This window comes from Streptomyces sp. NPDC058576, from assembly GCF_042718715.1.
Taxonomy (GTDB): Bacteria; Actinomycetota; Actinomycetes; order Streptomycetales; family Streptomycetaceae; genus Streptomyces.
This window is the reverse complement of the sequence record NZ_JBHXPF010000048.1, coordinates 35,176-60,826: the sequence shown is the minus strand read 5'-3', so window position 1 is coordinate 60,826 and position 25,651 is coordinate 35,176. Positions and strand designations below refer to the sequence as shown.

Sequence of the window (25,651 nt, the reverse complement as noted above, 5' to 3'; positions counted from 1 at the left end):
GCCATCGGCGGGTCGGACGACCGGGAAGGAGCGGGCTGTTCACGCCTGGCCGGCGCCGTGTCGTCGGCGCAGGGCGAGCACTCCGGCAATCGCCAGAAGCGCCCCGCCGCCCAGGGCGGTGACAGGCACGACCGGGAAGCCGTCGCCTGAGGCGAGGCCGCCGAGGCCGGCGCCGACGCCGCCGTCGGGGTGGAGCGAGTCGGCCTGGTTGACGGCCGCGGTGTTGGGAAGCGCTACGTAGGGGAAGGTGTCGCCGGGCTCGCGGTAGGGAGTGTCGACGGCGTCCCCGGCCGCGAGGGCGGGCACGATCTTCCCGGTCTGCGCGGCGCCTTCGAGGGCCTGGAGCTCGATGTCGACGACATCGTCGTTGAGCCGGCGGCCGTTGGGGAATCCGGCCAGGTCCTTGCCGAGGACGCCGAGGCGGTTGGGCTTGGCGGCGGGCGGGACGGACATGTTCAGGCGCAGCATCTCCGCGGGGACGACCGCGGCCTTGTCGACGTCCTGGTTCAGGCGCTGCGAGTTGAGGTCCGCCTTGATGGGGCCGCACTCCTTGCAGATCCCGGTGAGGAAGATCTCGACGAGGTCGTTGCGCGGGGTGGCGGGGGCGGGAACCTTGTAGATGTTCTGGATGAGCTTGGGGAGGATGGGGTCCTTGACCTTGTCGACGACCGGAGTGATCGTGGCGTCCTTCTCCGGGCTGAGCGCGTTGAAGGCGTCCTTGAACTTCAGCGGCACGACGACCTCGTTGATGAGCGGGTGGCCGAGGCGGGACACCTGCCGCCACTCGTCGGTGTTTCCGTCCTTGGTGGGTGTCCCCTGTGCGTCCACCGCCTTCGCGTCCTCGGTGCCCTTACCGCCGGTGCCCGTGACGGCCGCTCCTCGGCGGTCGGTGGTGGACCACACGCCGATGACGGGGTTGCGCTTGGCGTCGCCCTTGAGCGCCAGCGTCGACTTGGGCACCTGGACGGCGAGGGTGTTGATGTTGTAGCCGGCCAGGGTGTTGTGGCCGGTCTCCGAGAGGTCGCCCCCGTACAGGAGGTCGAAGATCCTCAGGTCCAGGAAGAACGGGTCGGCCGCCTGGCCGGCGAAGGTCGTGCCGCCGCCCGGCAGCGGGACCACGGCTTCCTTGCGCAGGGAGGCGTAGTCGGGCATCGACGCCTTGCCGACGTTCGAGGGTGCGACCGGCGAGTCCTTGAGGAGCGTCTTGGTGTTCCCGCTGCTGTCGGTGACCTTCAGGCTGTAGGTCTGCCGGAAGTTCAGGGTCTCGTCGTCCACCGACTTGACGACCCCGGTGTTGTAGAGGAACTGGTCGGCGGCGTCACGGATGTGGTCGGTGAACTCCCACGTGTAGGTCGTGTCCGGCTTGCCGTCGCCGTCCGCGTCGATCTTGATGTTGTAGCGGGCGTCCTGGGCGAACGGGTAGAAGTTCGGTCCGCCGTTCGGCTCCTGGAACGGCAGCCAGTTCGCCACCAGGGTGACGGTGTCGGGCTTGTCCGGGCTGGTGAAGGCGTAGACGTCGGTGTTGTCCGCCCTGGGGTCTCCGGCGGTCATCGGTGCCTCGCGGTGACTGGAGGCCGAGCTGGAGGCGGGGGAGAGGCCGGTGACCGCCGCGGCAGTCAGCAGGGACAGTGCGCCGGTGGCGGCGAGGGCGCGCTCGGCCCGACGGGAAGCGGGGCGGCGTCGGAGCATGCGGGGAGAGGGCATGGGAGTCCGTTTCCGGTGAGAGCCGCTTGCCTCGGTAGTCCTGGCGGGCGGCTGGGAGCTGGAGCTTCCAGGGCCACACGGGCCCGCAAGAGGTCGCTCTGAGCGACGATCAGTGCGGAAACAATCCCACAATGTGACCCTGGGTCGACTTCAGGTCACCATGAGGCAGACGGCGCCGCAACGGCGGCTGAGCTGATCGGGGACGCGCCTGCCTTCCGGCGCGCCGTGGCCGGATGCGGTCGAAGGGGCGTGAGTCAGGCGTACTGGATTTCTCCGGCGGTTGTCGAGGGCAGGGATCGTAGGGAGCGCACGAGTTCGGGATGCGTGGCGAGATGCGCGGCGATGGTGGGGTCGGCGCCTTCGAGAAACGCGAGGTGCCGTACGGCGTGTGCCACCACGTGGTCCATCTCCAGACCTGGGGGCGTCGGGTGGCCCGGCCGGGGGGCGCGTGCGATCACGTGCGGTTCCAGGAGCGGGATGCCGGGGCGGTCCGGGGCGGGGTCCGGGTGGACGAGATAGGTCAGGGTGATGCCGCCTTGGCGGGTGGCGCGCCAGCTGGTCGAGTGCACCACATGGGTGTCGTCGTCCTCATCCAGGAGCGCGAGACTCCTCGCTGCCCGGTCCGGGCTGGTTTCCCTGTGCAGTGCCGTGACGAGTCGGCGGTAGGTGAAGCCATCGGCCGAATCGTGCCGCAGCAGCACCACCTCGACAGCGACCGGGGGCGCATCGGGCGCTTGGAGCGGGGTGAGCGGCATGGTGCACGGCTCCATCGTCGGCGGCGGCCCCAGAGGGGAGGGGCCCTTCGGCGATCTTATTGCAAACCATATGCAGATGCGCAATTCGACCGAAAAGGGTCGCGGCTCCTACGCTTCCGCACGGGAACCGGCCTGCTGGTCGTCGGCTTCCCCTTCCCACCGCCACTCGCTGCCCTCCGCTGAGTCGCGGACCTGGACGCCCCCGGCTGCCACGGCCTCGCGCACCGCGTCAGCCAGCTCCCAGGCGCCCTCCGTGCGAAGCCTCGTACGGAGCTCCAGCAGAGGAGTCACGATCCGCCCGAGTGTGCGCTCCGGTTCGCACAGACCCCGTCCGGCGGCTCCCGCGAGACGCCGGATCATGCCATGCAGTACGGTGCGGGCCCATTCCCCGCCCTGGTCCTCCTCCATGTCGGCGCTCCATGCCGCGATCACCGACTCCAGCTCCACCGCAATGTCGGCCATTCTCGCGGCGTCCCTCGCCTTGTGGGCGGCGTTGAATTTCAACTCGGCCGCAGCGACTGCTTCTTGGAGTGTGGCCGCGCCGCCCCCGGCGCGGTGCGCGGTGTCGTCGGCGTCCTCGGGGGGCCGACGAGACGAGGGGACCGCTGCGGACGGTGTGCCTCTCACCAGGCCACGCAGCTGCTCCAGGGGCAGCGTGGTGCCGCCGAACACCGGGGTGCTGCTTCCCTTACGCCGGATCGTCATGGCGCCCCGACCCGACACACGTACCCGCGAGGTGCCGAGATCGACGATGACGGCGGTGTGCTCGTCGATGCCGAGGACGGCGCTGCCGTCGGGTAGTTCCTCTTCCAGAGCGCTGAGGCGGGGTTCGCCCAGGTAGCAGAATCGCGTGTCGTGCGTGCCGCCCTCGGTGTTGTCGTAGTGCGGGATCACCGCCACCGGAAGTCCGAGCGTGCCCATCAGGTCCAGCCCGGGAAGCCACTCGGGTGGATGCCCGGCCTTGTAGATCTCGTAGACGGGCAGCGCCGCGAATCCGACCGTGCAGGCCGCCGCGGAGGCCATGACCGTCACGCCGTACCCGCGGCTCACTCGCTCGCGGAGAATCTCTCCCAGGCGCAGGGTGTTCCAGCGGCCCAGCGCGTACGACGGGCTGCCGGGCCCGGAGAAGACCCACTCCGCCCTGCGGACTCGGTCGCGAACCCTGTCCGCGCCGCCGTCGCCCGAGGGGCCGTCGTTCTGCGCGTCCGGAGCGACCACGGTCGCGAGGCTCACCGAGCGACGGAAGTACTCCCTGGCGCGGGTGGAGATGTCGGCGCGGTTGACCTGAAAGCCGTACGGCGTCTCCAAGATCACCGCATCGGCTTCGCGGGACAGGTGGGCGGTGACCTCCCGATGCAGAGTGACCATGGTCGGGCTCGTCTCGCCGGAGCCCATCAGCACCAGAAGCCCGTGCCCAGCGTTCACGTCAACCCCGCCGCCTCCGCTCACGGTGAGCAGACCTTCCATGAGTACCCGAGGAGCACTCGCCGCATGCTGATGTTCCGTGCGCGGACGCCTGGTTCGCCGGGCGCGAGGCGGAAGTCGGCCGGTTCGCCGCAGAGATGCGCCGGCGGACTCCTCGCTTCGTGCAGGCCGCCCCTGTCCTCGGCATCGCGCAGGGCGCGCGGCGGTGATCCGCAGGAGTCAGCCGTTGCCCGCGGCTGCCCGCAGGGTCAGGCCGAGGCCCACGGCGATGACGAGGAGTGAGGTGATGACGGGGCCGGTCCGTGCCAGCTTCCTGAGCAGGGTGTTGTGGCGGAGTGTCCGGGCCCGGTCGTGGTTCTCGATCCGTTCGCGCAGGCGGACGAGAAGGAGTCCGGCGAGGGTGAGAGTGGCTGCCATGCCGAGGCCGTAGCCGATGACGAGGAGGACGCCGAAGGCCGTACGCCCCAGGGCGACGGCACCGAGGAGCACGACGAGGGCGGAGGGGCTGGGGACGAGGCCGCCGGCGATGCCCATTCCGATGAGGCCGGACCTGCTCGTACGCCGGACCTTCTCGGGGGCTTTCGATGTGCCTGACAGGTGGTGCTCGTGGTCCGGCGGGGTGAGGGTCGCGACCGCGGGGTTCGACCGAAGCTCCTTGGCCGGTGAGCTGTCGAGCGCGGGGAGCGGTGCGGCGGGCCCATGGCGGTGGGGACGACCGGGCCCGTGGTCGTGGCTGTGGCCGTGGTCATGATCATGGCTGTGGTCGTGGTGGTGATGGCCGACGTCGCCGTGGCTGTGGCCGTGGTGATGGTGCTGGTGTTGCGGCCTGCCCCGGACTGCGCCCAGAAGGAGCCAGAGGCCGATGCCGGTGACCAGGAGGCCGCTGGCGGCGCCGAGCCACAACAGGACGGACTCACCCGCCAGATGGGTGGAGACCGGGAGGGCCAGGCCGAGGACGAGGACGCCTGCGGTGTGGGTGAGGGTGACGGTGGCGCCGACGGTGAGGGCGTCCCGCCGGGTGCCGCGGCGGCCCGCCAGGTAGGCGGCCATGATGGTCTTGCCGTGGCCGGGCATCGCCGCGTGGGAGGCCCCGAGGACGAGCGCCAGGAGCAGGGCCAGCAGCCCCACGGGCAGGGTGATCTCGCGGGCCCCGACGAGCGAGTCGAAGGTCTCGGTGACCTTGGCGAGCACCTCGCTGACCACGCCCGAGCCGGGGAGGTCGGCCGCCACCGCCGGAAGGGCTCCCGCACCCTGCCCGGGTTCGCTGCGCAGTTCCGCCTCGCGCTGGTCCAGCGGGGAGGCGAGGGGGTCCTGCGGGTACTGGCGCAGCTCGCGCGTGGTGGAACGTGCCGGCACATCGGTCCGGGTGATCCTGACGCCCTGGCCGGTTGCGGTCATCTCGTGCCAGCCGACGCGCTGGGTGTCGTAGTCCGTTTCGGCCCGGATATCGGCGGGCTCCGTGAGGTCGGCCTGGCTGGTCAGCGAGCAGGTCAGGCGGCTGGTCTTGAGGCCCGCTTCCCCGTTCTCGTACACCAGGGTGGCCGAGGACCGCTTCCAGTCCGCCTGGGTACCGCCCACGCTCAGGCGGAGCTGCCCGCTCAGGTCCGAGCAGGTCTTCTCGGCGTGGACGCGCGATTCGTCCTCGCTGACTTCGCCGTCGCGATCGGTGTCGATGGCGGAGCGTTGCTGGAGGGCTGAGATCTCCGCATGGTCGACCACGACGCGGGCGTCGATCCGGTCGGGCCGAAGGACGAGGCCGGTGTGGTAGTTGACGCTGAAGTTGCCCAGAGGGTGGGCGGTGGCGGCGGGGGCGGACGCCACGCTCGCGACGGCGACGAGGGCGCCGGCGGCCAGGGTGGTGAGGGCTCGGCGCAGGGTGTGGTTCATGGTGTGGTGTCGATTCGCTGGAGCAGGTCACGGGCGGCGCCGGCGTGCAGGGGGTGGAAGCCCGGCTCGCGCAGCGCTTCGGTCAGGTCGCGGCGGGCCGCTTCCGGGTCGCCGAGGGCGTGGTGGATGGCGGCGCGGTGGTAGCGGAAGAGCGCGCTGCGGGTGCCCTGGGCCAGGGCCTCGTCGGCCTGGGCGAGGGCTTCGGCGCCCCGGCCGGCTCGGTGCAGTGCCCAGGCGTACGCGTCGTGGACGGCGACGAAGGGGCGGTTACGGAGGGTCTCCTCGGCCAAGGTGACAGCGCGTCGCGGGTTGCCGTGATCGGCTTCGAAGAGGATCGCGTCGGTGTCCGCCGGGTCGCCGGCCGCTTCCCGGATACGGTCCTGCGCGCGCAGGAGGTCGTAACTCTCCTCGGCCCGTTCGCGGTTGCCCAGGGCCTGCTCCAGTTCGCCCAGGCCCAACAGGTAGTGCGGCAGGGGGGCGATCGCGATGGCCGACCGGTAGTCGGCGAGGGCCTTGGTGGTGTCGCCCAGTGCCAGGTAGGCGCGGGCACGGGTCTCCAGGAGAGCCGAATCCGTCGGGGCGGTCCTGAGCGCGGTCTGCGTCCTTGCCAGAGCCGCCCGGGGGTTCGCGTCCTGGAGGTCGAGGGTTGCCAGAACACTGTGGGCGAAAGCCTTGTCGGCCGGGGTGGCCGCCGCCGCCAGGGACCGTTGCATCAGGGCGCGGGCCCGAGTGGTGTTCCCCTTGAGCTCGAAGGCGTAGGAGGCGCGGGCGAGGGAGGCGGCGTCCGGGCGTAGATCCGTCATCCTCTGGACGGCCTCGTCGGCTTCGTCGTACTGCCCGAGTTGGGTGTGGGCGTCGGCGAGGACTCCGTAGGCGGAGGAGCTGTAGGGCCCGCTGGTGGTGGCCTTGCGGGCCCAGCGCAGCGCGGTGGGGAAGTCGTGGCGGGCCGCGGCCAGGGCGCCCATGGCGGTCTCCGCGTCCGTGTTGTCCTCGCTCTGCACGGAGAGAGAGGTCCGCAGCGCCTTCTCGGCCCGGTCGTAGGTGGCCGGGTCAGCGGTGCTGCGCGCCTGCTGGACATAGGCCATCCCCAGGGCGGCCCAGCCGCCGGAATCCTTCGGCAGCCGGGACACCCGGGCCTGGAGCGCTTCGATCGACCCACGGGGCGCCACGTCCGGCTGGCCGCGGCCGGCCGGGCGGACAGCGGTGGTCCCGCCGGGCGTCAGCATGACCGCGCCGACGGCGAACATCGTCGCGCCCAGGGCCAGGGTGACCACGATGTTTCGCAGCCGCCGGCCGCCTCGCGACGGGGCCGGCGGTGGCGTCGACGTGGGTGCGGTGTGGTCCGGGTGCACGAAAGGTCCTCCCCATGGTTCGGTGATGCCCGGGCCGGGGCTGTGCTCCCCGGCCCGGACACCTTCGCGGCCTCGATCCGTGTGCTGCTGCGGCCGGTTCAGCTGTCCTTGCCGCGGCGGCGGAGGCGGAAGCCGCCGACGCCGAGAAGGAGCGCGCCGGCCCCGGCGAGCGCCGCCGCCTGGGTGGGCTTCATGGCGGTGCTCGCCGCGGCGTTCTCCGTGGCGGTCTGCTCGGCACTGCGGCCGGTCGCACCGGGGCCGCGGTTCACGTTCTTGGTGTGCGGCAGCGCGACGTACGGGAACGAGGCGCCGAACGGGACCTCGTTGGTGTCGACCTTGTCGCCGTCCGCGAGCGCGGGGACGAGAACGCCGGTCTGGGCGGCGCCCTCGACGGCCTGGAGCGAGATGTCGACGATGTCGTCGGCGAGGCGGCGCCCGTTCGGGAAGCCGGCCAGGTCGCCCGCGAGGACACCGAGCCGCTGGGGCTTGGCGGTGGGCGGCACCGCCATGTTCAGGCGCAGCTCCTCCGCCGGGACGATCTTCCTCAGCGTCGCGTCCTTGTTGAGGCGGTGGGCGTTCAGATCGGCCTTGATCGGGCCGCAGGCCTTGCAGATGCCGGTCAGGTAGATCTCGAAGAGGTCCTTGCGAGGGGTCGGCGGGGCCGGGATGCCGTAGACCTGCTGGATGAGCTTGGGCAGGATCGGGTCGAGCACCTTGTCGACGACCGGCTGGACGGTACGGTCCTGGCTCGGGTTGAGGGTGTTGAAGGCGTCCTTGAACTTCAGCGGGACGACGACCTCGTTGACCAGCGGGTTCCCCAGGCGTGACACCTGCTTCCACTGCTTCTTGGACTTCGCGTCACGGGAGTCGTTGACGGTGACGCCCGCGCGCTCGGTGGTCGACCACACCCCGATGACCGGGTTGCGGGAGGTGTTGCCCCGGAGGGCGAGCTGCTTCTTGGGGACCTGGATCGCGATGGTGTTGACGTTGTAGCCGGCCAGGGTGTCCTGTCCCCGCTCGCTCAGGTCTCCGCCGTACAGGAGGTCGAAGACACGCAGGTCGGCGAAGAACGGGTCCTCGGCCTGGCCCGCGTACGTCTTGCCGCCGCCGGGCAGACCGAAGGTCGCCTGCTTGCGCAGCGCCGCGTAGTCGGGCATCGACGCCTGGCCCGTACGGGAGGGCGCGGCCGGGACGTTCCGCAGGAGGGTGCGGCTCTTTCCTCCGGTCGTGACGACGAGGTCGTAGACCTGGCGGAAGTTGAGGTCCGGGTCGTTGAGTGTGGTGACCTGGCCGGTGTTGTAGAGGAACTGGTTCGCGTCATCGCGGTAGCTGCCGCGGAAGCGCCAGCTGTACGTGACGTCGGCGACCCCGTCGCCGGTGTTGTCGATCTTGATGTTGTAGCGCAGGTCGTCGCCGAACGCGTAGAAGCTCGGGCCGCCGTTGGGCTCCTCCAAGGGGATCCAGTTGGCCACCATCGTGACGGTGTCGGCCTTGTCGGGGCTGCTGAACGCGTACACGTCGGTGTTGTCCGCCCGCGGGTCCCCGGCGATCAGGGGCGCCTCGCGGTGGCTGGAGGCCGCGCTGAGGCCCGGGGCGAGGGTCATCGCTCCGAGTCCCGCGGCCAGGGTGGTGGTACCGAGCACGAGCAGGGACCGGTCCAGGACGCGTCGTGAGCGGGGCTTTGACTGAGAATCCTTCACGCTGTTCCTTCTGTCTGCTGTCCCCCCGTCCGGCATGTGTGACGGCATGCGGAAGCGAGGGGTGGGCGGATGGGTGGTGTGGCGTTTCGGCGCAAGGGCGGGAAGATTCGCCCTGACCGGGTGACAGGAACGGTGCGGATCAACGAGGTGATCCGAGACCTGGTCCCTCGTCGAAGAGCTGCGCGTGGGAGGGCCGCGCATGGAGGAAAGACGCGTCGAGGAGCCGCGCAGCCGTAGACAAGCACGCCGAAACCACCTCCTGTGCACACTCGGGCCGGATCCGCGGGTCAGCCGAGCGGCCCAGGAGGGAGGAAAAGGCCGGTGGGACGGGAAAACGGTGCGGTGGACCTCCCGCGAAAATTTGCGGCGACACACGTGCGGGCCACTGGGCCGAAAGGGGCACAGCCCCGTTATTGCAAGCCGTTCGCAAGAAGGAAGGCGAGGGGAATTCACTCCGTCGGCGTATCGCGTTCATCGGTTAAGCGGACGTCGAGGGGCATCCGGCCCGCCGCATCGATGGTTGATGGAGCACAAAAACGCTGCGAGAAGGCGGAGTTCGCAAGGCCCGGCCCGTTGGCCCCGCCGGTCTGCGCCCCCGGTACCGGTGCCACCCGCCCGCACGTGATGGCCGCTCAACCCCGTTGATGACTCCGATGGGGTGACTTTCGGGGATTCTTCCCATCCGCGGGTGCCCGGGCTCCGAATCCGTCATGAACCCGCTCGCCATTCCGCGGGACACCGCGATTCCCTTGGAGCATCATGCGTACGCGTAGAACCGTCGTAGCCGCCGTCTCGGTCGCTGTGGCCGCCGCCCTGTCCGCTCCGGCTCTGGCGTCCGCGGACGGCCGCGACATGAACCACCGAGGGCACAGGGCGCTCACCGCCGTCGGGCTGACCGCCGACCAACGCCTGGTCGAATTCAGGGTCGACCGGCCCGCCGGCACCACGAACATCGGAAGGGTGTCCGGCCTGCGCGGTGACACCAAGGTCGTCGGCATCGACTTCCGCGTGCAGAACGCGAAGCTCTACGGCATCGGCGACCAGGGAGGCGTCTACACCCTCAACACCACCAACGCCAGGGCCACGAAGGTCTCCCAGCTCACTGTCGCCCTCGCAGGCCGGCAGTTCGGCGTCGACTTCAACCCGGCCGCCAACCGGCTCCGTGTCATCAGTGACACCGGGCAGAACCTGCGGCACAACATCGACGACAGTGCCGCCCCTCTGGGCACCACGACCGACGGCACGCTCACCAACCCGACCATGCCGCCCACCACCGCGACGGGCGTCACCGGCGCCGCGTACACCAACAACGACCTCAACACGGCGACCGCGACGACCCTGTTCGACATCGACGCCATGGCCGACCGGGTCTCCCTGCAGTCGCCCGCCAACGCCGGCACCCTCGCCCCGACCGGGAACCTCGGAGTGAATGCGGGCCCGGACGCCGGTTTCGACATCTATTTCTCCCCCAAGCACGGCACCAACCGGGGCTTCGCCACCCTCAACACCGCTGGTGCCGCCCGTCTGTTCGAGGTCGACGTGCTCACCGGGGCCGCCCGCGACCTCGGCGCCTTCCCCCAGCGCCGGCAGGTCACCGACCTCGCCCTGCCTCTCGCACAGGGCTGATCCACAGCCACCGGCGGATAGTCGCCTCCTTGCGGGAGAGACGGCAGCTCGTCGTGATCAGGTCCGGTCGGACCGGTGTGGACGACGGGGTTGTCGGCGCAGCGGTCAGCCAGTGGAGAGGGAGCCGCTGTCAGGCGGTCGCGAGGGAGACCTCCGTCGACTTGATCAATGCGACGACGGGTGACCCGACGGCCAGACCCCGTTCGGCGGCGGCCTTCTCGGTGATGGCCGCAGTGAGGGGCATACAGCCGTCCCACCCATCACCAGGTGGGAACCACACTGCGGCGCGTTGGATGAACGACAAGCTCAGGGTGCGAGGCCCGCGTCGCGGGCCAGGAGTGCGGCTTGGACGCGGTTGGTGACGCCCAGGGTGGTCAGGATGCGGCTGACGTGGGATTTGACGGTGCTCTCCTGCATGCCGAGCGTTTTCGCGATGTCGGCGTTGGTGTCTCCTTCGGCGAGCAGGGCCAGGACGTCCTTTTCGCGGGGAGTGAGGGGGGCGATGCGACTCTGTGCCTGGGTTGCTCGGGGGCGGCCTGTGTGGTGGTAGCGGTCGATGAGGCGGCGGGCGGCGGCGGGGTGGAGCATGGCGGAACCCGCGTCGACGAGGTGGACGGCGCGCAAGATCTCGGCGGGATCGGTGTCCTTGAGGAGGAAGCCGTCGGCGCCTGCGGCCAAGGCGTCGTAGACATATTCGTCGAGGTCGAAGGTGGTCAGGGTGATGACCTTCGGTGGGTGAGGCAGGGCCCGCAGTCGCCGAGTGGCGGCGATGCCGTCCATGCGGGGCATGCGGACATCGACCAAGGCGACGTCGACGCGGTGGGCGGTGGCCTGCTCGATGGCGTGGAGCCCGTCGGTGGCCTGGGCGACGACCTCGATGGTGTCGTCGCTGTCGAGGAGGTCGGTCAGTCCGAGGCGGACGAGAGCGTCGTCGTCGACGACCATGGCGCGGATCACGTGCGGGGACCGTTCTGTTCGGTGACGCGGTGGGGGATGCGGGCGGCCAGTCGCCAGGTGCCGGCGCCGCCGGGCCCGGCGTTCAGGTGCCCGCCCAGTGTTTCGACGCGCTCGCGCAGACCGATGAGGCCGAATCCCGAGGAAACCGCCTGAGCGCCAGGGAGACTGGTGCCGGGAGGGTTGGTGACTTCGATCAGGGTGGCGGGCGGCCCGTAGTCGACGCGGACGCGCACGGGAGCGTCGGGGGCGTGTTTGCGGGCGTTGGTCAGTGCTTCCAGCACCAGCCGGTGGACGGCCAGCCGGTGCGCCGCGGGAGCCTGCTCCGGACTGCCTTCGACGTTCGTGTCGATGACCTGTCCGGCTGCCCGTGCCTGCCCGATCGCGTCTTCGACGTCGCGCAGCGCCGGTGCGGGCCGGTCGGTGGCCGGGGAGGCTTCGGCGCGCAGGGCGCCGAGCACGTCGCGCAGATCGGTCAGGGCGTCGGTGGAGGCGGTGCGCAGCAGGCTGAGGCGTTCGACGACGGCATCCGGCAGAGCGTCATTTCTTGTGGCCAGGACACCTGTGTGCAGGGCGATCAGGCTGAGCCGGTGGGCGAGTACGTCGTGCATCTCCGCCGCGATGGCGGAGCGCTCGGCCATGCGGGCGGCCTGCTCGCGTAGTTCCCGTTCGGTCCGCAGATGCTCCACCTGGGCATTCAACGCCTCGACAAGGCGGCGCCGGTTTCCCATCCACAGCCCGCCCACCACGGCCAGCAGCACGAAAAGCACCGAACCATAGGGTTGCGGGTTCCACAGGGACACAGCCGGGTGCAGGACGGCGTTTCCGGTGAGCGCTACGCCAGAGCAGACCACGGCTGCCAGGACGCGCCGACGGGCGGCGAGGTCGAACAGGGCCAGCAGGAGCAGCGGGAGCAGGGGCCACCCCCACACGCCCGCCGCCGCCGTGGTCAGAGCCGGGGCGAGCCACCAGGGGGCCCCGCGCAGCAGCAGGGCGAGCCCGCACGCGAGCGCCACCGCTGTGCGGACGACACCGTACTGGCCGCCGGCACTCGATGCCGCGTTCTGGACCGCGGCCAGCGTGAGCAACACCACCAGGCCATAGCGTCCGTACACGACCCATCTGCGGCTCTGTTCCCGTTTCACCTGTGCAGCGTAGGCCGGTGCCCGTCTGCTTCACGGCCATCGTTCGACCTTGGCCACCCCCTACTTTGGTAGGGGAAGGCGGTCGCACAAGGGACGATCCGCAGGAGAGCGGCCGTCCTTAGCGTCGAAGCCATGGACGACTGGACCACCTCACACGACCGTGTCCTCGCGCAGCGCAACGCGGAGGGCTGGATCTTCCTCCTCGAAGCAGCCCGCGACCTACGCACCACCGGAGCCGTCGCTCCCAGCAGCAAGGCGCTCGCCCGCCTGCTCACCGACCCGGTCCAGGAGCACGGAACGCGGCCGTTGAACGTGCTGGAGGCGGGCGCGGGCACCGGCTCCGTCACCCGCACCCTGATCTCCCGCCTCTCCCCGGGCAGCCGACTGGACATCGTCGAGGCCAACGCCCGCTTCGCCGCACAGCTGCGCCACCTCGTCGGCACCCATCCGCAACTGGCCGGCGAGAGTGAACGGGTCCGCGTGCACCACGCCCTCGTCGAACAGCTCGACACCAGCCGCCCCTACGACGTGATCGTCTCCGGCCTGCCCTTCACCAACTTCTCTCCCACCCAGGTCGAGATGATCATGAACCGATACCTGGAGTTGCTCCACCCCGGCGGGACGATCACCTACTTCACCTACCGCGGCACCCGCTACGCCCGCGCCCTGACCGCCTCCCGCGCCGAGGCCCGCCGCCACCGCGCCGTCGAAGAGGTTCTCGCCGGCTACCAGCGCCGGTACGCCACCGGCTGCTGGACGGTATGGGGCAACCTGCCCCCGGCCAGCATCTGGCAGCTGCGCGGCCCCGCCCGAGCATCCGCCCCGGCAGCGCCGGACATCACGGCCGGCGTTGCTTCGTGAACACCCTGACCGGACTGATCGGCCACGTTCCCGCCCCGGCCGCCTACGCGATCCTGGCCGCCGCGGTGCTCGCCGAGTCCGTGCTGCTGCTCGGCGCGTTCATCCCGACCCTGACCCTCCTGCTGGCCGCAGGTGCACTCGCCCGCACAGGCGACCTGAACCTCGTTCTGGTCATCGCCATCGCAGCGGGCGCGGTCGTGGCCGGGGACGCCCTCGGCCACCGCGCCGGACATCTGCTCGGCAGCCGCCTGCGCACAGGGCGCCTCGGCCGCCGCATCCCCACCGCCGCCTCGGCCGCCGCATCCCCACCGCCGCCTGGCAGCGAACCGAAGCGCTCATGGCCCGATGCGGCGGTCAGGCCGTCTTCCTGTCCCGCTTCGTTCCCGTCGTACGCACCCTGACTCCGCACCTGGCCGGGGCGACCCACCTGCCCTACCGGCGCATCGCCCCCTACAGCCTGCTCGCGGCACCGCTGTGGGCCGGCGCCGAAGCCACCATCGGATACGTCGCGGCCGCATCCCTCCAGCACATCATCACCTACGGCGGCCCGGCCCTCGCCGCTGGCGCCGCAGTGATCGCCGCGGCGGTCCTGGGCGGCCGCGGAATCCGCAGCCGGGCCCGGGCGGATCACCGAGGATACGGGCGGCGTGGACGCCGGGACGATGAGCGTACTGGCCGTGGTGCCGTGCGTCCTCGCGGAGGCGGCCTGGCTCAGCGCTGACCAGCACGTGCGGCTCGTCGCGGTCGCCTCCGTGGTCACCGGCACGAGGCGGCTGCTCGCGGACGACCCGGGCACCGCGGTCATCCACGGTCAGGTAACCCGGATGTGCGCCGTCCTCGACCACGCCGCCCGTCCGGACGGCGCGCAGTGGCGTGGCCCGACGACCTGATCCGCGCACAGGGGGGGATGACTCCTGCGCGGGGCCGGGCGGGTGAGGGCGCAACGGTTCTGCGGGTGCGGGGAGGGCTGGGCGGTCGGTTCCGGTGGCAGGCACCTCAGAAGTCACAGGGGCCCTGTCCGGCTGACAGCCGGCTGACCTGCGCTGTCGGTGCCATGTCGGAGCACTGCGGGGGGCTGTGGGTCGGACGTCGGTAGCTCGTCGGCGGGGGCTGGCACCTGTCCAGAGACGGCCGGCCGGAGCTCACCGGGCGGCCCGATCCCGAAGCAGCCACCATGCGCACCCCGGTCACGATCGTCGGCGCCGACACCCGGCACCCGGCCGCCGCGAAGGCGGTCGGCGGCGGGTCGATGATGGCGCCCACGCCGGGCAGGGAGATCTTCGCTCACCGGGAGAGCCGCGACACCCTGCACGCCTACGTGTCGCTGTCCAGGCCGCTGGACTGGTTCGCCGCCATCGACTTCGCCGACGCCGACGCGGCGAGGGCGCTGATCGCGGCGGAGTTCGACGGCTGAGCTCCGGAGCTCACCGCGCTGATCACCGACGGCGACAGCGCGCCGGTGCTGCGCTCCCACCACGCCCTGCCGACCGGGCACCGGTGGGACCGGGTGCCGGGGGTGACCCTGCTCGGCGATGCCGCCCACCTCACGGCCCCGAACGGCGAAGGCGCCAACCTGGCCATGCTCGACGGCGCCGAACTCGGCAAGGCCCTCGCCGCCCACGCCGACGACATCGAGACCGCGCTCACCGAGTACGAACAGACCATGTTCCCCCGCGGCGCCGAAGCCGCCACCTTCGAAGGCGCCGACCTCCAGGGAATCGACTCCGAGAACAACACGGTCAACAGCAGGCATCCTCATGCTTTCTGGTCAGAGGCGCCTTCTCCGTCCCTGACCAGCTGTCGGACAATCCAGCTCACGGAAGGTGAGTGGTGCCGGCCCCCGAGCAGGCAGGGAGGGCCGGCACCAGGATCAGGGTCCCGACCGTCCCCGGCGCGGGCGTCCGGGGACGGTCGTACGGGGGTCCGGGCGGGTTACGAACGCCGACGGCGGCGGGCGAGCACGACGAGTCCGGCTCCAAGGGCCAGGGCGGCTGCGGCGATGCCCAGCGGCAGCTTCGGGTCGGAGCCGCCGGTCTGCGCCAGTGGTTCGCTGCCGCCGTGGGCCGTCAGGCCTGAGCCGTCGTCACCGGCTGCGCCGGTCTCCGCACCTGCATCTGCGCCCGCGCCGCCCATCGATGCCGCGTCGGCCGAGGGGCTCGGGTCCGTGTCACCGGACGGCTCGCCAGCACCCGGGGCTGGGCCTGCCTGGCCGGGCGCGGTTGAGTCGCCGACCGTCGCGGGCCGCGCGCCGACGCCGGCTCCGTAGCTGTACGCGCCCCGGTCCGGCGCGCCGCCCTTCAGGCCCGCACCGCTCAGGTCCTTGGTCACCGCGTCGAACGGCGTGCCGGACGCGATGGCGGGCGAGCCCTTCACGAGCCGGAAGTCCGCATCCGCGGTCCTACTGGGGGCGGTGAACTTCGGGTCGGCGATGATGTCGTGGGCTCCCTTGACCTCGGGGGCCTTGCCGCCGAAGTAGACGTTGTAGTCGTAGGTGACTTTCACGTTGCGGGACTTGCTGTTGGTGGCCTGCCCCGGACGCCCGTAGGAGATGTTGTTCAGCAGCTTCACGTCCGTGCTGTCGTGGGCGTAGATGTTGGCGTAGGGCTTCTCGATACGGGTGCTGCGTCCGTTGAGGTACGCCGTGTTGTGCACGATGTCGACGTGTCGGCTCTTGTAGGCGTGGATGCCCGAACCGCCGTTGTCATAGCTGACGTTGTCGGCGACCAGGATGCGCCCGTTGTAGGCGGGCCGCCCCTTGGTGGTGTCGACGATGATGCCGTTGCCGTCGGAGTAGCAGCGGCAGCCCTCCCACTTGACCTTGGTCTCGTTGTCGTGGACCCGGTTGCCGGTGATACGGGTCTTGTACGTCCGCGCGTCGCCGCCGCCGATGTCGCGCGGCGTGAGGATCGAGATGCCGCTGGTGCCGTAGACGGTGAACCAGGCGTTGGAGTAGACGTGGTTGTCGGTGATGTTCACGTGGTCGGCCTCGATCGCCGAGATGCCGCCGCCCGCGCAGTGGTGCACGGTGTTGCCCGTGATGTCGACGTGGTCGGAGAAGGCGCCGGACTCCCGGTTCTTCTCCACGGATATGCAGTTGGTGTTGAACGTCGGATCCGTCGTGCTCGACGAGCGCTCGGCGGCGCCCAGCGTGAGGGCGGCGTTGTTGCCCTTGACCTCCAAGTCCTTGATGACGATGTGGGACGCGCCGAAGATGCTGATGCCGTTCCAGCCCTGTTTCGGGTGCAGGACCGGGTGGTGACCGGGATACGCGGTGAAGGTGATGGGCGCTCCGGGGCGTCCCGAGCGCTTGACGGTCAGCACGTTGGAGCCCTTGCGGGGCTCGGAGTAGGTGCCGTTCATGACGGCGACGACGTCACCGGGCTCGGCCACGTCGGCGGCCCGCTGGACCGTGCGGAACGGTGACCCCGCCGAGGTCCCGGCGTTGGAGTCGCTGCCGGCCGCGCTCACGAAGAGGGTCGGAGCGGGGGTCTTCGCGGGCAGGGAGGTGCGCACGACCGGCGGCGCGACGGGGGAGGGGGTACGGATCGGCATGGGCTTCCTCGCGGGGACGACCGGCTCGGCGGTGCTCCGGCTCGGGGCGGGAGTGGGCGCCGCCGCCGACGGCGTGACCTGCGACGCCGTGTCCCGCGCGTCGGAGGCGTTCCCCGACGGGAGCGCGACGACGACCCCCGCGACGAGCGCGGCCACCCCGGCCCCGACCGTCGCGGCCGTCACCTTGGCGGAGATTCCGCCGAGCACACCGTGGTCGCCCCGCGGGCGGCCGGTCGCATGACGGCCGTGTCCGCGCGGTGCGTTCCGGTGGATGGCGGTCTCGTAGGGACGTCCTGCCGCGTCCGGCAATCCGGCCCCGCCGGGGCCGTCCGCGCCCGGAGCCGACCAGCCGCCGGTGTCCGTCGGACGCACCGCTTCACCGAGACCTTGCTGTCCCGCCCACTCCGCGGCGTCGGCCGCCCCCTTCTCCCCCGCTCGGCCCGGCAGCAGCAGTGGCAGGCCCGCGAGGAGCCGCTCCGGCGGAACAAGGCGGGCCGACACCGGACCGCACAGCTTGCAGCCGCGGACGTGCCGGGCGATCCGTTTGCGCAGCAACGGGCTGGGCTCGGGGTCGCCCGGGCCCGCCACCTCGGTCAGCTCCGCGCAGCGCGGTGTGCGCGACAGCGCGCGCACGATCGTTCGCGCCACGTCCAGCTGGGTCCTCATCCGCTGCACCTGGACCGCGAGGTGCGCCGCCGGAAGATTCGTCGCCACCGCGATGTCCTTCCGGGACAGCCTGCCGCACGCCTCCAGCCACCACAGCGAAAGGAGGTCCCGGTACGACGGGTCGAGCCACGCCGTGGCCGCGGCGACCTGCCGCTGCTCGACGGTGAGCGACTGCCGCAGGAGGAACATCGTCGCGAAGTCCGGCTCCGGGGCGTGCCGCTCCTCCGCGTGTTCCAGCGTCGTCAGCCGCCCGGCCCGCGCCCGGCGCCGGGCGTCGGTGAGCTGTCGCATCACGATGGCCACCAGCCACGAACGGAACTTCCCCGCGTCCCGCAGCTCCGGCAGCGCGCGGATCACCGCGAGCATCGTGTCCTGCACGATGTCATCGACGTCGAGATCGGCCTCCGCCGCCCGGCCGACCACGTTGTACACGAGCGGCAGCGAGCCTGCGGTGAGCCTCTCGACCGCCCCGTCGTCCCCGTCGCGGGCGGCTTCGACCGTGCTGCGGTCCGGAAACGTGTCGGCCCCGTGGGACCCGTCATGTCGCATGCGATACATCCTCGAACAACGGCGGTCACGGCCGCCCTGGTGGGTGGTTGCAACACCAGGAGACGAGGGGGCGCGCCGGGCATAACACTTTCCCGCGCCGACGAGCGGCCGGCCGCGTGCGCCGATTGCGCAGGCGTCAAGGGCCGGGCGACAAAGGTCTGGCTCAGGGGCATCCGAGGGCGCGGAAGGGCCACCCAGCCCCGCGCCAGGTGCCGGCATCGAGGGTGCCGTGGCCGTCGATGACGCGTGGGGTGAGAGCGACGTGTGGAGGTGGGTACGCGCCCCGTGGCGCAGTGGGACTCCAAGCTGCCGGGCGCGAGCCGCCGGCCGGTCAATGCCGATGCCCCCGACGGCCTAAGGCTTCAGGTCCAGACGCACGACCGCGCCGATTTCGATGAGCTGGTCCGGCAGAGCCAGATCGACGACACCCAACGCGGTGCAGGTGGGCCGGTGCCCGTCGAAATACTCCGCATGACGGCGCGCCACCACCTCAAAGTTCTGCCGTAGATCGACGATCAGCAGCGTGGTCTCGACGATCTGATTCCGTGCGGCACCGAAGTGCCCCAGCACGAGATCCAAGTTGTCGAAGGCGGTCGTCGTTTGGAGATCGATGTCTCCAGCGCCGATGAAGGTTCCCGCTTCGTCATGAGACACCTGACCGGAGATGTAGAGAGTCTCACCTGCTTGCAGCGCCTGACTGTACCCGGCAATGGATTCCCAGGGAACACCGAATCCGAACGTCTTGGCCTGAACAGGCATAGCATTCCCCATCGACTCTGCTGGCAACGACGACTTCCCTCGGTCCGTAATCGAACCGGAGTGCACTGCGGCGAATCACTGACGGCGGCTGCAGTTTAGTGACCCGCAGGGCAAGGAGCCCGCAGCCACGCGCGTCCAAGGCAGACCACACGAGACTTGCAGACCCGGCTGCCGGCCTTGATGACTTTACCCTCGGCACAAGTCGGTACTGAGTTCCTCGTGAACGATCCACCCTCCCCGCTGATGGCGTGCTGCTCCTCATCTTCCTGAGGGGAACCCGTCAGTCAGGTAGGCCGCCAACTGAGCAGGCGCGTCTTCCTGGAGGAGGTGGCCGGCTTCCTCGATCCAGTGCAACTCGGCGTGCGGAATACGCTCGTGCAACCACGTGGCGTATTTCGGAGGGAGGATTCGGTCCTCGCGGCCCCAGATGAGCCGTACCGGAAGAGACAGTCCAGCCAGCAAGTGCTCATACACCGCAGTGTCCGTCTGCCTGATCTGGCTGTACTGGCGGTAAAACGCCGCCTGCCCCGCGGCCCCCCGCCATGGTGCGAGGAATTCGTCGAGAACTCCCGGCCGGAAGCCGACGTGCGTGGCGTGCCGCAGGTGGCTGGCGACGATCGCTTCGTGCACGTAGTCCGGAATCTTCTGGAACACCTCCGTATGCTCCAGGAAAAGCTGGAAGAGTCCACGCTCCCACTCGCCGCCGCTCACCGCGTCGAAGAGTGTCAAGTCCCGATAGGTTTGCTCCTCCAGCAGCAATGTCCGAAGCGCTACGGCCCCGCCGATGTCGTGGGCGACCACGCTGGGGCAGTTCAGCTTCCAGTGTTCGAGAAGTCGGGCGAAATTCCTCGCATGAGCCGCCAGGCTCAGGTCTTGGTCTTCGCGCTGCTCCGACTGGCCGAAGCCGAGATGGTCGAAGACGAAGACCGTGCGGGTACGGGCAAGCGCTGGAGCGATGTCCCGCCAAAGAAAGGAGGAATACGGTGTGCCGTGAACCAACACAATCGGGTCTCCACTGCCAAGAACCGCCCATCGCACGACCCCTTGAGGTGTCTCGAATTCCTCGTCAAGCGTCCAGCCCATGGCAGTTCTCCCCTTCTTCGGCACGACGAGTACGTCTCACCTAGAGAATGCCTGATACCTCCCCTTCAACAGCCCCCGAGGGCTTCAGCCGGACGGGTAATTCAGCGGGTTGCTATCGGTGTGGCGGGCCGGCTCGCCCGGACTGTCGCTGCTCCTGAAAGGCTGCCCCACGGCGAAGCCCACCGGCGGGATCGCGGACCTGGAGCATCTGGTCGGCGTGGTGCTGGGCCTGGCCGCCACCCGGTGGAGCGACTGTGGCGTCGGCCGCCGACCGCTTAGGTGCCTCCATGTCGTGTATTCGGGTGGCATCCCATCGGGCCGGCCCGGCAGGGCGGGCGAAACAGGCGCAGTTGGTCTGGACTCTGGGGTGTGACGACATCTGCGAAACTCTGGGTCCGTCTGCCACTGGGGGCGCTGAGCGGCCTGCTTGCCGGGTTCGCGGCTCTCGCGGTTGCTGAGCTGGTCTCCGCCGCGGTCCGCCCGCAGGCGGGACCCCTTACTGCCGTGGGTGGGGCGGCCATCGACCGTACACCGACGCCGGTCAAGGACTGGGCGATCCGCCACTTCGGCGAGGACGACAAACTGGTTCTGCAACTCGGCATCCTCGCCACGCTGGCCGCGTTGGCCATCGTGCTGGGCGTGGTGGCACTCCGGTTCCGGCGGGTCGGCGCGGCTGGGGTTCTGATCTTCGGGGTGATCGGCGCGACTGCTGCGCTGACCCGGCCGGACTCGTCGGGCTTCACCGACGCGCTCCCCTCCGTGGTGGGCGCCGTGGTGGCGGCGGCGCTGCTCTACTACCTCATCGGACGGCTCACCCAGCCTCCTCGTGCCGGCAGGACCACGGCGGGCGCGGAACCGGGTCGTGAAGCGGCCTGGGACCGGCGTGGGTTCGTCATCGGCGCGTCGGCGGCGGCGGTCGCGTCACTTGGTGTGGGAGCGCTCGGTCGCTATCTCACCGGTAACGCGTCGCAGGCGGCGGTGGAGTCCCGGAACGCGGTGCGGCTGCCCGCCCCCGCTTCGCCGGCGCCTCCGCTGCCGCCCGGCACTCAGCTCAAGGTTCCGGGGATCAGCCGCTTCACCACGTCGAACAAGGCGTTCTATCGTGTCGACACGGCCCTGGTGGTGCCGAAGGTGGACGCGGACACCTGGCGGCTGCGCATCCACGGCAAGGGCGTCGCCCGCCCGGTCACCCTCACCTTCGAGGACCTGCTCCGGCGTGAACTGATCGAGCGGGACATCACGTTGACCTGCGTATCCAACGAGGTCGGCGGGCCGTACGTCGGCAACGCGCGGTGGCTGGGCGTACGGCTGGCCGACGTCCTGGCCGAAGCGGGGGTCAGGCCTCCGTCGAAGGGCGGTGCCGCGGATCAGCTCGTGGCGCGCTCCGTGGACGGTATGACGCTGGGCTCCCCGGTGGAGGCCGCCATGGACGGGCGTGATGCGATGCTGGCGGTCGGGATGAACGGGCAGCCGCTGCCGTTCATTCACGGCTTCCCGGTCCGCATGCTCATTCCGGGGCTGTACGGATACGTCTCCGCCTGCAAGTGGATCGAGGACATCGAGCTGACCACGTTCGCCGATTACGACCCGTATTGGGTGAAGCGCTCGTGGGCCCGTCGGGCACCGATCAAGACGCAGTCGCGGATCGATGTTCCCAAGCCGCTGTCCCGGTCCGAGGCCGGGACGGTGATGGTCGCCGGCGTCGCCTGGGCGCAGCACCGCGGTATCGACCGCGTTCAGGTCCGGGTGGACGACGGCCCCTGGCAGGACGCCGACCTGGCGACGGAAGCGAGCGTCGACACGTGGCGCCAGTGGTCCTTCCCGTGGAAGGCGACGCCCGGCAGCCACACGCTGACCGCCCGCGCCACCGAACGCGGTGGACAGGTACAGACGGAGAAGCGGACGGGGACGGTCCCCGACGGTGCCAGCGGCTGGCCGTCCGTCGTCGTCACCATCGACTGACCCGCAGCGCCGCTGGGGCTCGCTCACATGCTGACGAGCAGGTCGGAGCCGATGGGCCTGGCGCTGGGACCGGAAACCTGAACCTCCGTTGCCGCACTGCACCCGGTTCCGTCACCGGCGAGAACCCCGGACGCGGAATCGGCCGGGGGCCTGCTCCTCGGGGGGCGGGCCCTGCACGCACAGGCCCTTCGCCACCGGACGGGCGGTGGATCGGTCCGCGAGGCGATTCCTCGCAGAGTGGCCCAGCCCTCCCGCCCGCGGGCGACGCCCGGCACCGTGGATTCGCCGGTCCGGTCGGCGAGTGGAGACCCGGGGAACACGGGGGAGGGTGCAGCATGGGGTCATGACGATTCAGCCCCGCGCTTTCGCCCACGTGCGTCTCACCGTCACCGATATCGAGCGCTCCCGTGCCTTCTACGACGCGGTCCTCGGGCTGCCGGTGGCCTTCGACCTCCCTCCCGACGCCGACGAGAAGACCCGGGAGGAGCTCTCGTTCCTCTTCGGCGGGGTGATCTACCAGCTCGGGGACTCCCTCTTCGGTCTGCGGCCCGTGGCCTCGGACCGCTTCGACGAGGACCGGGTGGGCCTGGACCACGTCAGCTTCGCCGTGGACGGCCGGGCGGACCTGGAGCGGGCATCGCGCCACCTCGACCAGCTCGGGGTGGCTCACGAGGGGATCAAGGACATCGGAGCGGGATACATCCTGGAATTCCGCGACCCGGACGACATCGCTCTGGAGCTGTTCGCACCGGGAAGTTGACCTCACGCGCTCAGGGATGCGCGCTTCATTCCTCACGGCTGCGTCCCTTGTCGAGGCCGGCGCAGACAACGAGGTTGTCCCGGTACTCACCGCGGCTGCGCTCGTAGGCACCCGAGCAGGTGATCAGATGCCGGGAGGGCGGGCCGCTGGCTATCTAGGGCTGTCAAGCTCATCCGCTGGTCAGTCGGCTGCTCATGGTGCAGACAAGTACGGTACGTGTTCGGCGAGTTGATCAGTCTCCGGGGAGCCGTCAATATCCTCGTTGCCTGACCGCAGGGTGCCCACGTCCAGTCTGCGGCCCCGGCCTTCTCCCGAGCGGGCGTTACTGATGAGGGATGTAGATGCCGGCCGCGCGCAGGTTCGCTTCGACCAGGGCGTTCAACCGGGCGATGGAGGGTCCCTGGTCTTCCCGGTGGTGGTTGACCAGTCCGTACCGGGCGGCGGCGTCGGACTGATTCTGAAACCCGGTCGGCACCGTCTGCAGCGCACGGTTGGTCAGCAGATTGGCGGCCACCGCGGACGCGAGCCCGTCGATCCGCGGGTCGTCGGGATCCCAGGACCTGGCGTCCCAGCTGCGTTTGGTCAGCTCGATGAAGTCGGCGTCGGCGAGTGAGTGTTCGAGCTGGGTCAGGAAGCCGTCGAAGATCTCCGGAATCAGTGCCCGGGCCAGCACCAGACCCTCGCGTTGAACGGCCACGTAGTCGGGGCTGAAGCCGAGATCGGTGAGTCGGTCCAAGATCGCGCAGGCCCGGTCGGGCAGCAGAGCCCGGTCGCTGTGGTCGAGCCGGTGGAGCGTGTCGCGGCGTGCGGCCAGGTCCTCGATCCGTTCGGTGAGGCGGCGATGGACGTCGTCCAGGGCGGCGGCAAACCGCTCGGGACCGGCATCGAGCAGGTCGCCGATCTCGGCCAGCGGTACGCCGGCCCCGGCCAGGGTCCTGACCTGGATCAGCCGGAGCAGGTCGGCCGACCCGTACCGGCGATAGCCGGAACCGTCACGTTCCGGCTCGGCGACGAGGCCGAGCCGGTGATAGTGCCGCACTGTCTTGATCGTGACGCCGACGAACGCCGCCGCCTGACCGATCGTGAGCCCGTTCGCCATCGGCTCAGCACACCTCCAGATCGTGGGCGGCCACGGCCGCGGCCGAGGTCTCGCGGTACGGGTTGCGGGCGATCACAGGGGCGAGGGTAGCGCGCAATGATCGGTGCCGGTCAGCCCGTGGTCACGATGGAGGTTGACCTTGACCCGAGGTCAGGGTGCACGCTCATCGCAAGGCCGCCTGGAAGGGGCCGGAGCCGCCAGGGCCAAGTGTCGCGAGATTGAGGAATGACCATGAGCGAGTCCCCCCAGACCACAGAGAACTCCGTTGCGGGACAGGATCGCCCGGAGCTGCAGAAGGCCATCCAGGAGATCGTCGATTCCGGTCTCACCGGGGTGTCGCTGCGCGTGAACGATGAGCGGGGCGAGTGGGTCGGCAGTGCCGGGGTGGCCGAGCTGGGCGAGGCTGGCAAGCCGCCGGTCAACGGGTACGTCCGGATCGGCAGCAACACCAAGACCTTCACCGCGACCCTGGTGCTGCAACTGGTGGCCGAAGGCAAGGTCGAACTGGACACCGCGGCGGCCGACTACCTGCCCGAGTTCGGCCTTGACCGGCGGATAACGGTGCGGATGCTGTTGCAGCACACCAGCGGGGTGTTCAACTTCACCGGCGAACTCTTCGAGGACGGGACGGTCGTAGCCGGGATCCCCTGCACCATCTCGGGCCAGGAGTGGGTGGACAACCGGTTCAAGACCTACCCGCCGGAGGAACTGGTACGGCTGGCGTTGTCCAAGCCGGCGCGGTTCGAGCCGGGGACGGACTGGAGCTACTCCAACACCAACTACGTGCTGGCCAGACTGCTGGTCGAGAAGGTCACCGGCCGCTCGTGCGGCGAGGAGACGCAGGAGCGGATCCTGGGTCCGCTCGGGCTGTCGGACACCGTGGCGCCGTACACCTCACCGGAGATCCCCGAGCCGCACGCCCACGCCTACTACCGGTATGAGGAAGCCGGCCGGCAGAAGACCGTCGACATCACCCGCCAGAACCCTTCCTGGATCTCCGCCGGCGGAGACATGATCTCCACCACCCAGGACCTCCACACATTCATCTCCGCGCTGGCGGGCGGGAAGCTCCTGCCCGCCGCGCTGCTGGCCGAGATGCGCACGCCGCACCCCAAGAGCGGCTTCGGCCTGGGGCTTCGGGTGCAGGGCGCGGGCCCCGACGGCGGCACCCTCCTCTTCCACAACGGCGGTGCCGCGGGCCACGCGGCGCTGATGTACAGCACGCCCGACGGCAGCAAGACCCTCACCGCCTCGCTCAACTATGTGGACGACGCCGCAATGTCCCTGGCCGGGGCGTTCCTGAAGGCGATGGAGAGGCTCGTCGACGAGGTGTTCGGCGGCGCGCAGGCCGGATCGACGGACGAGATGGCCGAGCCGACGCAGCCGACGGACTGAGAGTCCATCTCATGTGGTGAGTCTGCGGTAGCAGATGAGGGTGCAGGCGATGCTGGTGAAGGCGAGGAAGCGGTCGGCCTGGCGTTCGTAGCCTCCGTGGACGCGGCAGGAGCCGGCGAGCCAGGCCATGGTGCGTTCCACGGTCCAGCGGCGGCGGCCCAGTCGTTGCGGGAACTCGACTTCCTTGCGGGGGATGCGGTGGGTGATGCCTCGCTCGCGCAACCATCGCCGCAGGTGGGTGTAGTCGTAGCCCTTGTCGGCGCGGAGTTTGCCGGGCTTGCGCCGTCGTCGACCGCGGCGCGAGCGGAACAGCCTCCGCAACGCCGGACCGGCACCGAGGCCGGGCCCAGCAGGAACGGACAAGAGCCCGTCCTAGGTGTACCCGGCCCTACGTTGGTCGCATCGTCGGGGTAGGCG

Annotated in this window: 20 protein-coding genes and 3 pseudogenes; 9 read left to right on the top strand and 14 right to left on the bottom strand. The window is 70.2% G+C overall.

The window, feature by feature from the left end; translation table 11 throughout:
• Positions 1 to 39: 39 nt before the first annotated feature.
• The 6 genes from ACFWRV_RS27585 to ACFWRV_RS27560 form a co-directional block, all read right to left on the bottom strand.
• A complete protein-coding gene (locus tag ACFWRV_RS27585) occupies positions 40 to 1,689 on the bottom strand; it encodes a DUF4331 domain-containing protein (RefSeq protein ID WP_384338432.1) in 1,650 nt (549 codons plus the stop codon).
• 269 nt (positions 1,690 to 1,958) lie between these two features.
• The gene (locus ACFWRV_RS27580; protein ID WP_384338431.1) at positions 1,959 to 2,459 is read right to left on the bottom strand and encodes a hypothetical protein; all 501 of its coding nucleotides are present in this window, start codon (positions 2,457 to 2,459) and stop codon (positions 1,959 to 1,961) included.
• Between the two features lie 108 nt (positions 2,460 to 2,567).
• On the bottom strand, positions 2,568 to 3,884 hold the full coding sequence (locus tag ACFWRV_RS27575) for a hypothetical protein (RefSeq protein ID WP_384338430.1): 1,317 nt from the start codon (positions 3,882 to 3,884) through the stop codon (positions 2,568 to 2,570).
• 219 nt (positions 3,885 to 4,103) lie between these two features.
• Positions 4,104 to 5,771, bottom strand: a complete 1,668-nt coding sequence (locus tag ACFWRV_RS27570; protein ID WP_384338429.1) for a nickel/cobalt transporter — start codon at positions 5,769 to 5,771, stop codon at positions 4,104 to 4,106.
• Positions 5,768 to 7,123, bottom strand: coding sequence for a tetratricopeptide repeat protein (locus ACFWRV_RS27565; RefSeq protein ID WP_384338428.1), 1,356 nt, complete (start codon positions 7,121 to 7,123; stop codon positions 5,768 to 5,770). Before ACFWRV_RS27565 ends, ACFWRV_RS27570 begins: the two co-directional genes overlap by 4 nt.
• 98 nt (positions 7,124 to 7,221) lie before the next feature.
• Positions 7,222 to 8,823, bottom strand: coding sequence for a DUF4331 domain-containing protein (locus ACFWRV_RS27560; RefSeq protein ID WP_384338427.1), 1,602 nt, complete (start codon positions 8,821 to 8,823; stop codon positions 7,222 to 7,224).
• Positions 8,824 to 9,582: 759 nt separating this feature from the next.
• On the opposite strand from ACFWRV_RS27560, the gene ACFWRV_RS27555 reads away from it, so the two are divergent.
• Positions 9,583 to 10,449, top strand: coding sequence for a DUF4394 domain-containing protein (locus ACFWRV_RS27555; protein ID WP_384338426.1), 867 nt, complete (start codon positions 9,583 to 9,585; stop codon positions 10,447 to 10,449).
• Between the two features lie 130 nt (positions 10,450 to 10,579).
• Here ACFWRV_RS27555 and ACFWRV_RS27550 read toward each other — a convergent pair.
• The 3 genes and pseudogenes from ACFWRV_RS27550 to ACFWRV_RS27540 all read right to left on the bottom strand — a co-directional run.
• Positions 10,580 to 10,687, bottom strand: a pseudogene (locus ACFWRV_RS27550) (TOBE domain-containing protein); the annotation flags it as partial.
• A 68-nt stretch (positions 10,688 to 10,755) separates the two neighbouring features.
• The gene (locus ACFWRV_RS27545; protein WP_384338425.1) at positions 10,756 to 11,406 is read right to left on the bottom strand and encodes a response regulator; all 651 of its coding nucleotides are present in this window, start codon (positions 11,404 to 11,406) and stop codon (positions 10,756 to 10,758) included.
• On the bottom strand, positions 11,403 to 12,548 hold the full coding sequence (locus ACFWRV_RS27540; protein ID WP_384338424.1) for a sensor histidine kinase: 1,146 nt from the start codon (positions 12,546 to 12,548) through the stop codon (positions 11,403 to 11,405). The genes ACFWRV_RS27545 and ACFWRV_RS27540 overlap by 4 nt, the downstream gene beginning before the upstream one ends.
• A gap of 132 nt (positions 12,549 to 12,680) precedes the next feature.
• Here ACFWRV_RS27540 and ACFWRV_RS27535 point away from each other — a divergent pair, with 132 nt between their 5' ends.
• The 5 genes and pseudogenes from ACFWRV_RS27535 to ACFWRV_RS27515 form a co-directional block, all read left to right on the top strand.
• Positions 12,681 to 13,409 carry a class I SAM-dependent methyltransferase gene (locus tag ACFWRV_RS27535; protein ID WP_384338423.1) on the top strand — a complete coding sequence of 243 codons (729 nt, stop codon included), beginning with the start codon at positions 12,681 to 12,683 and terminating at the stop codon, positions 13,407 to 13,409.
• Positions 13,406 to 13,810, top strand: coding sequence for a hypothetical protein (locus ACFWRV_RS27530; protein ID WP_384338422.1), 405 nt, complete (start codon positions 13,406 to 13,408; stop codon positions 13,808 to 13,810). The genes ACFWRV_RS27535 and ACFWRV_RS27530 overlap by 4 nt, the downstream gene beginning before the upstream one ends.
• A complete protein-coding gene (locus tag ACFWRV_RS27525; protein ID WP_384338421.1) occupies positions 13,747 to 14,130 on the top strand; it encodes a DedA family protein in 384 nt (127 codons plus the stop codon). The genes ACFWRV_RS27530 and ACFWRV_RS27525 overlap by 64 nt, the downstream gene beginning before the upstream one ends.
• Complete coding sequence (locus ACFWRV_RS27520) at positions 14,072 to 14,299, top strand: hypothetical protein (protein ID WP_384338420.1); 228 nt, start codon at positions 14,072 to 14,074, stop codon at positions 14,297 to 14,299. The genes ACFWRV_RS27525 and ACFWRV_RS27520 overlap by 59 nt, the downstream gene beginning before the upstream one ends.
• Before the next feature lie 206 nt (positions 14,300 to 14,505).
• A pseudogene (locus ACFWRV_RS27515) lies at positions 14,506 to 15,147 on the top strand (FAD-dependent oxidoreductase); the annotation flags it as partial.
• A 194-nt stretch (positions 15,148 to 15,341) separates the two neighbouring features.
• Here ACFWRV_RS27515 and ACFWRV_RS27510 read toward each other — a convergent pair.
• From ACFWRV_RS27510 to ACFWRV_RS27500, 3 genes are all read right to left on the bottom strand, one after another.
• Positions 15,342 to 18,176, bottom strand: coding sequence for a sigma-70 family RNA polymerase sigma factor (locus tag ACFWRV_RS27510; protein ID WP_384338419.1), 2,835 nt, complete (start codon positions 18,174 to 18,176; stop codon positions 15,342 to 15,344).
• 354 nt (positions 18,177 to 18,530) lie between these two features.
• The gene (locus tag ACFWRV_RS27505; RefSeq protein ID WP_384338418.1) at positions 18,531 to 18,935 is read right to left on the bottom strand and encodes a RidA family protein; all 405 of its coding nucleotides are present in this window, start codon (positions 18,933 to 18,935) and stop codon (positions 18,531 to 18,533) included.
• 258 nt (positions 18,936 to 19,193) lie between these two features.
• Positions 19,194 to 20,018 (bottom strand): alpha/beta fold hydrolase, encoded by an 825-nt coding sequence (locus ACFWRV_RS27500; RefSeq protein WP_384338417.1) that lies wholly within the window; start codon positions 20,016 to 20,018, stop codon positions 19,194 to 19,196.
• Between the two features lie 369 nt (positions 20,019 to 20,387).
• Here ACFWRV_RS27500 and ACFWRV_RS27495 point away from each other — a divergent pair, with 369 nt between their 5' ends.
• On the top strand, positions 20,388 to 21,980 hold the full coding sequence (locus tag ACFWRV_RS27495; RefSeq protein ID WP_384338416.1) for a molybdopterin-dependent oxidoreductase: 1,593 nt from the start codon (positions 20,388 to 20,390) through the stop codon (positions 21,978 to 21,980).
• A gap of 343 nt (positions 21,981 to 22,323) precedes the next feature.
• Complete coding sequence (locus ACFWRV_RS27490) at positions 22,324 to 22,740, top strand: VOC family protein (RefSeq protein WP_384338415.1); 417 nt, start codon at positions 22,324 to 22,326, stop codon at positions 22,738 to 22,740.
• 322 nt (positions 22,741 to 23,062) lie between these two features.
• Here the strand turns inward: ACFWRV_RS27490 and ACFWRV_RS27485 are convergent, their stop codons facing one another.
• Entirely contained in the window at positions 23,063 to 23,839 is a 777-nt protein-coding gene (locus ACFWRV_RS27485; protein ID WP_384338414.1) for a MerR family transcriptional regulator, read from the bottom strand.
• Positions 23,840 to 24,070: 231 nt separating this feature from the next.
• Here ACFWRV_RS27485 and ACFWRV_RS27480 point away from each other — a divergent pair, with 231 nt between their 5' ends.
• Positions 24,071 to 25,234 carry a serine hydrolase domain-containing protein gene (locus ACFWRV_RS27480; RefSeq protein WP_384338413.1) on the top strand — a complete coding sequence of 388 codons (1,164 nt, stop codon included), beginning with the start codon at positions 24,071 to 24,073 and terminating at the stop codon, positions 25,232 to 25,234.
• Between the two features lie 9 nt (positions 25,235 to 25,243).
• On the opposite strand, the pseudogene ACFWRV_RS27475 reads toward ACFWRV_RS27480, so the two are convergent.
• Positions 25,244 to 25,540 (bottom strand): annotated as a pseudogene (locus ACFWRV_RS27475) (transposase); the annotation flags it as partial.
• Positions 25,541 to 25,651: the final 111 nt, after the last annotated feature.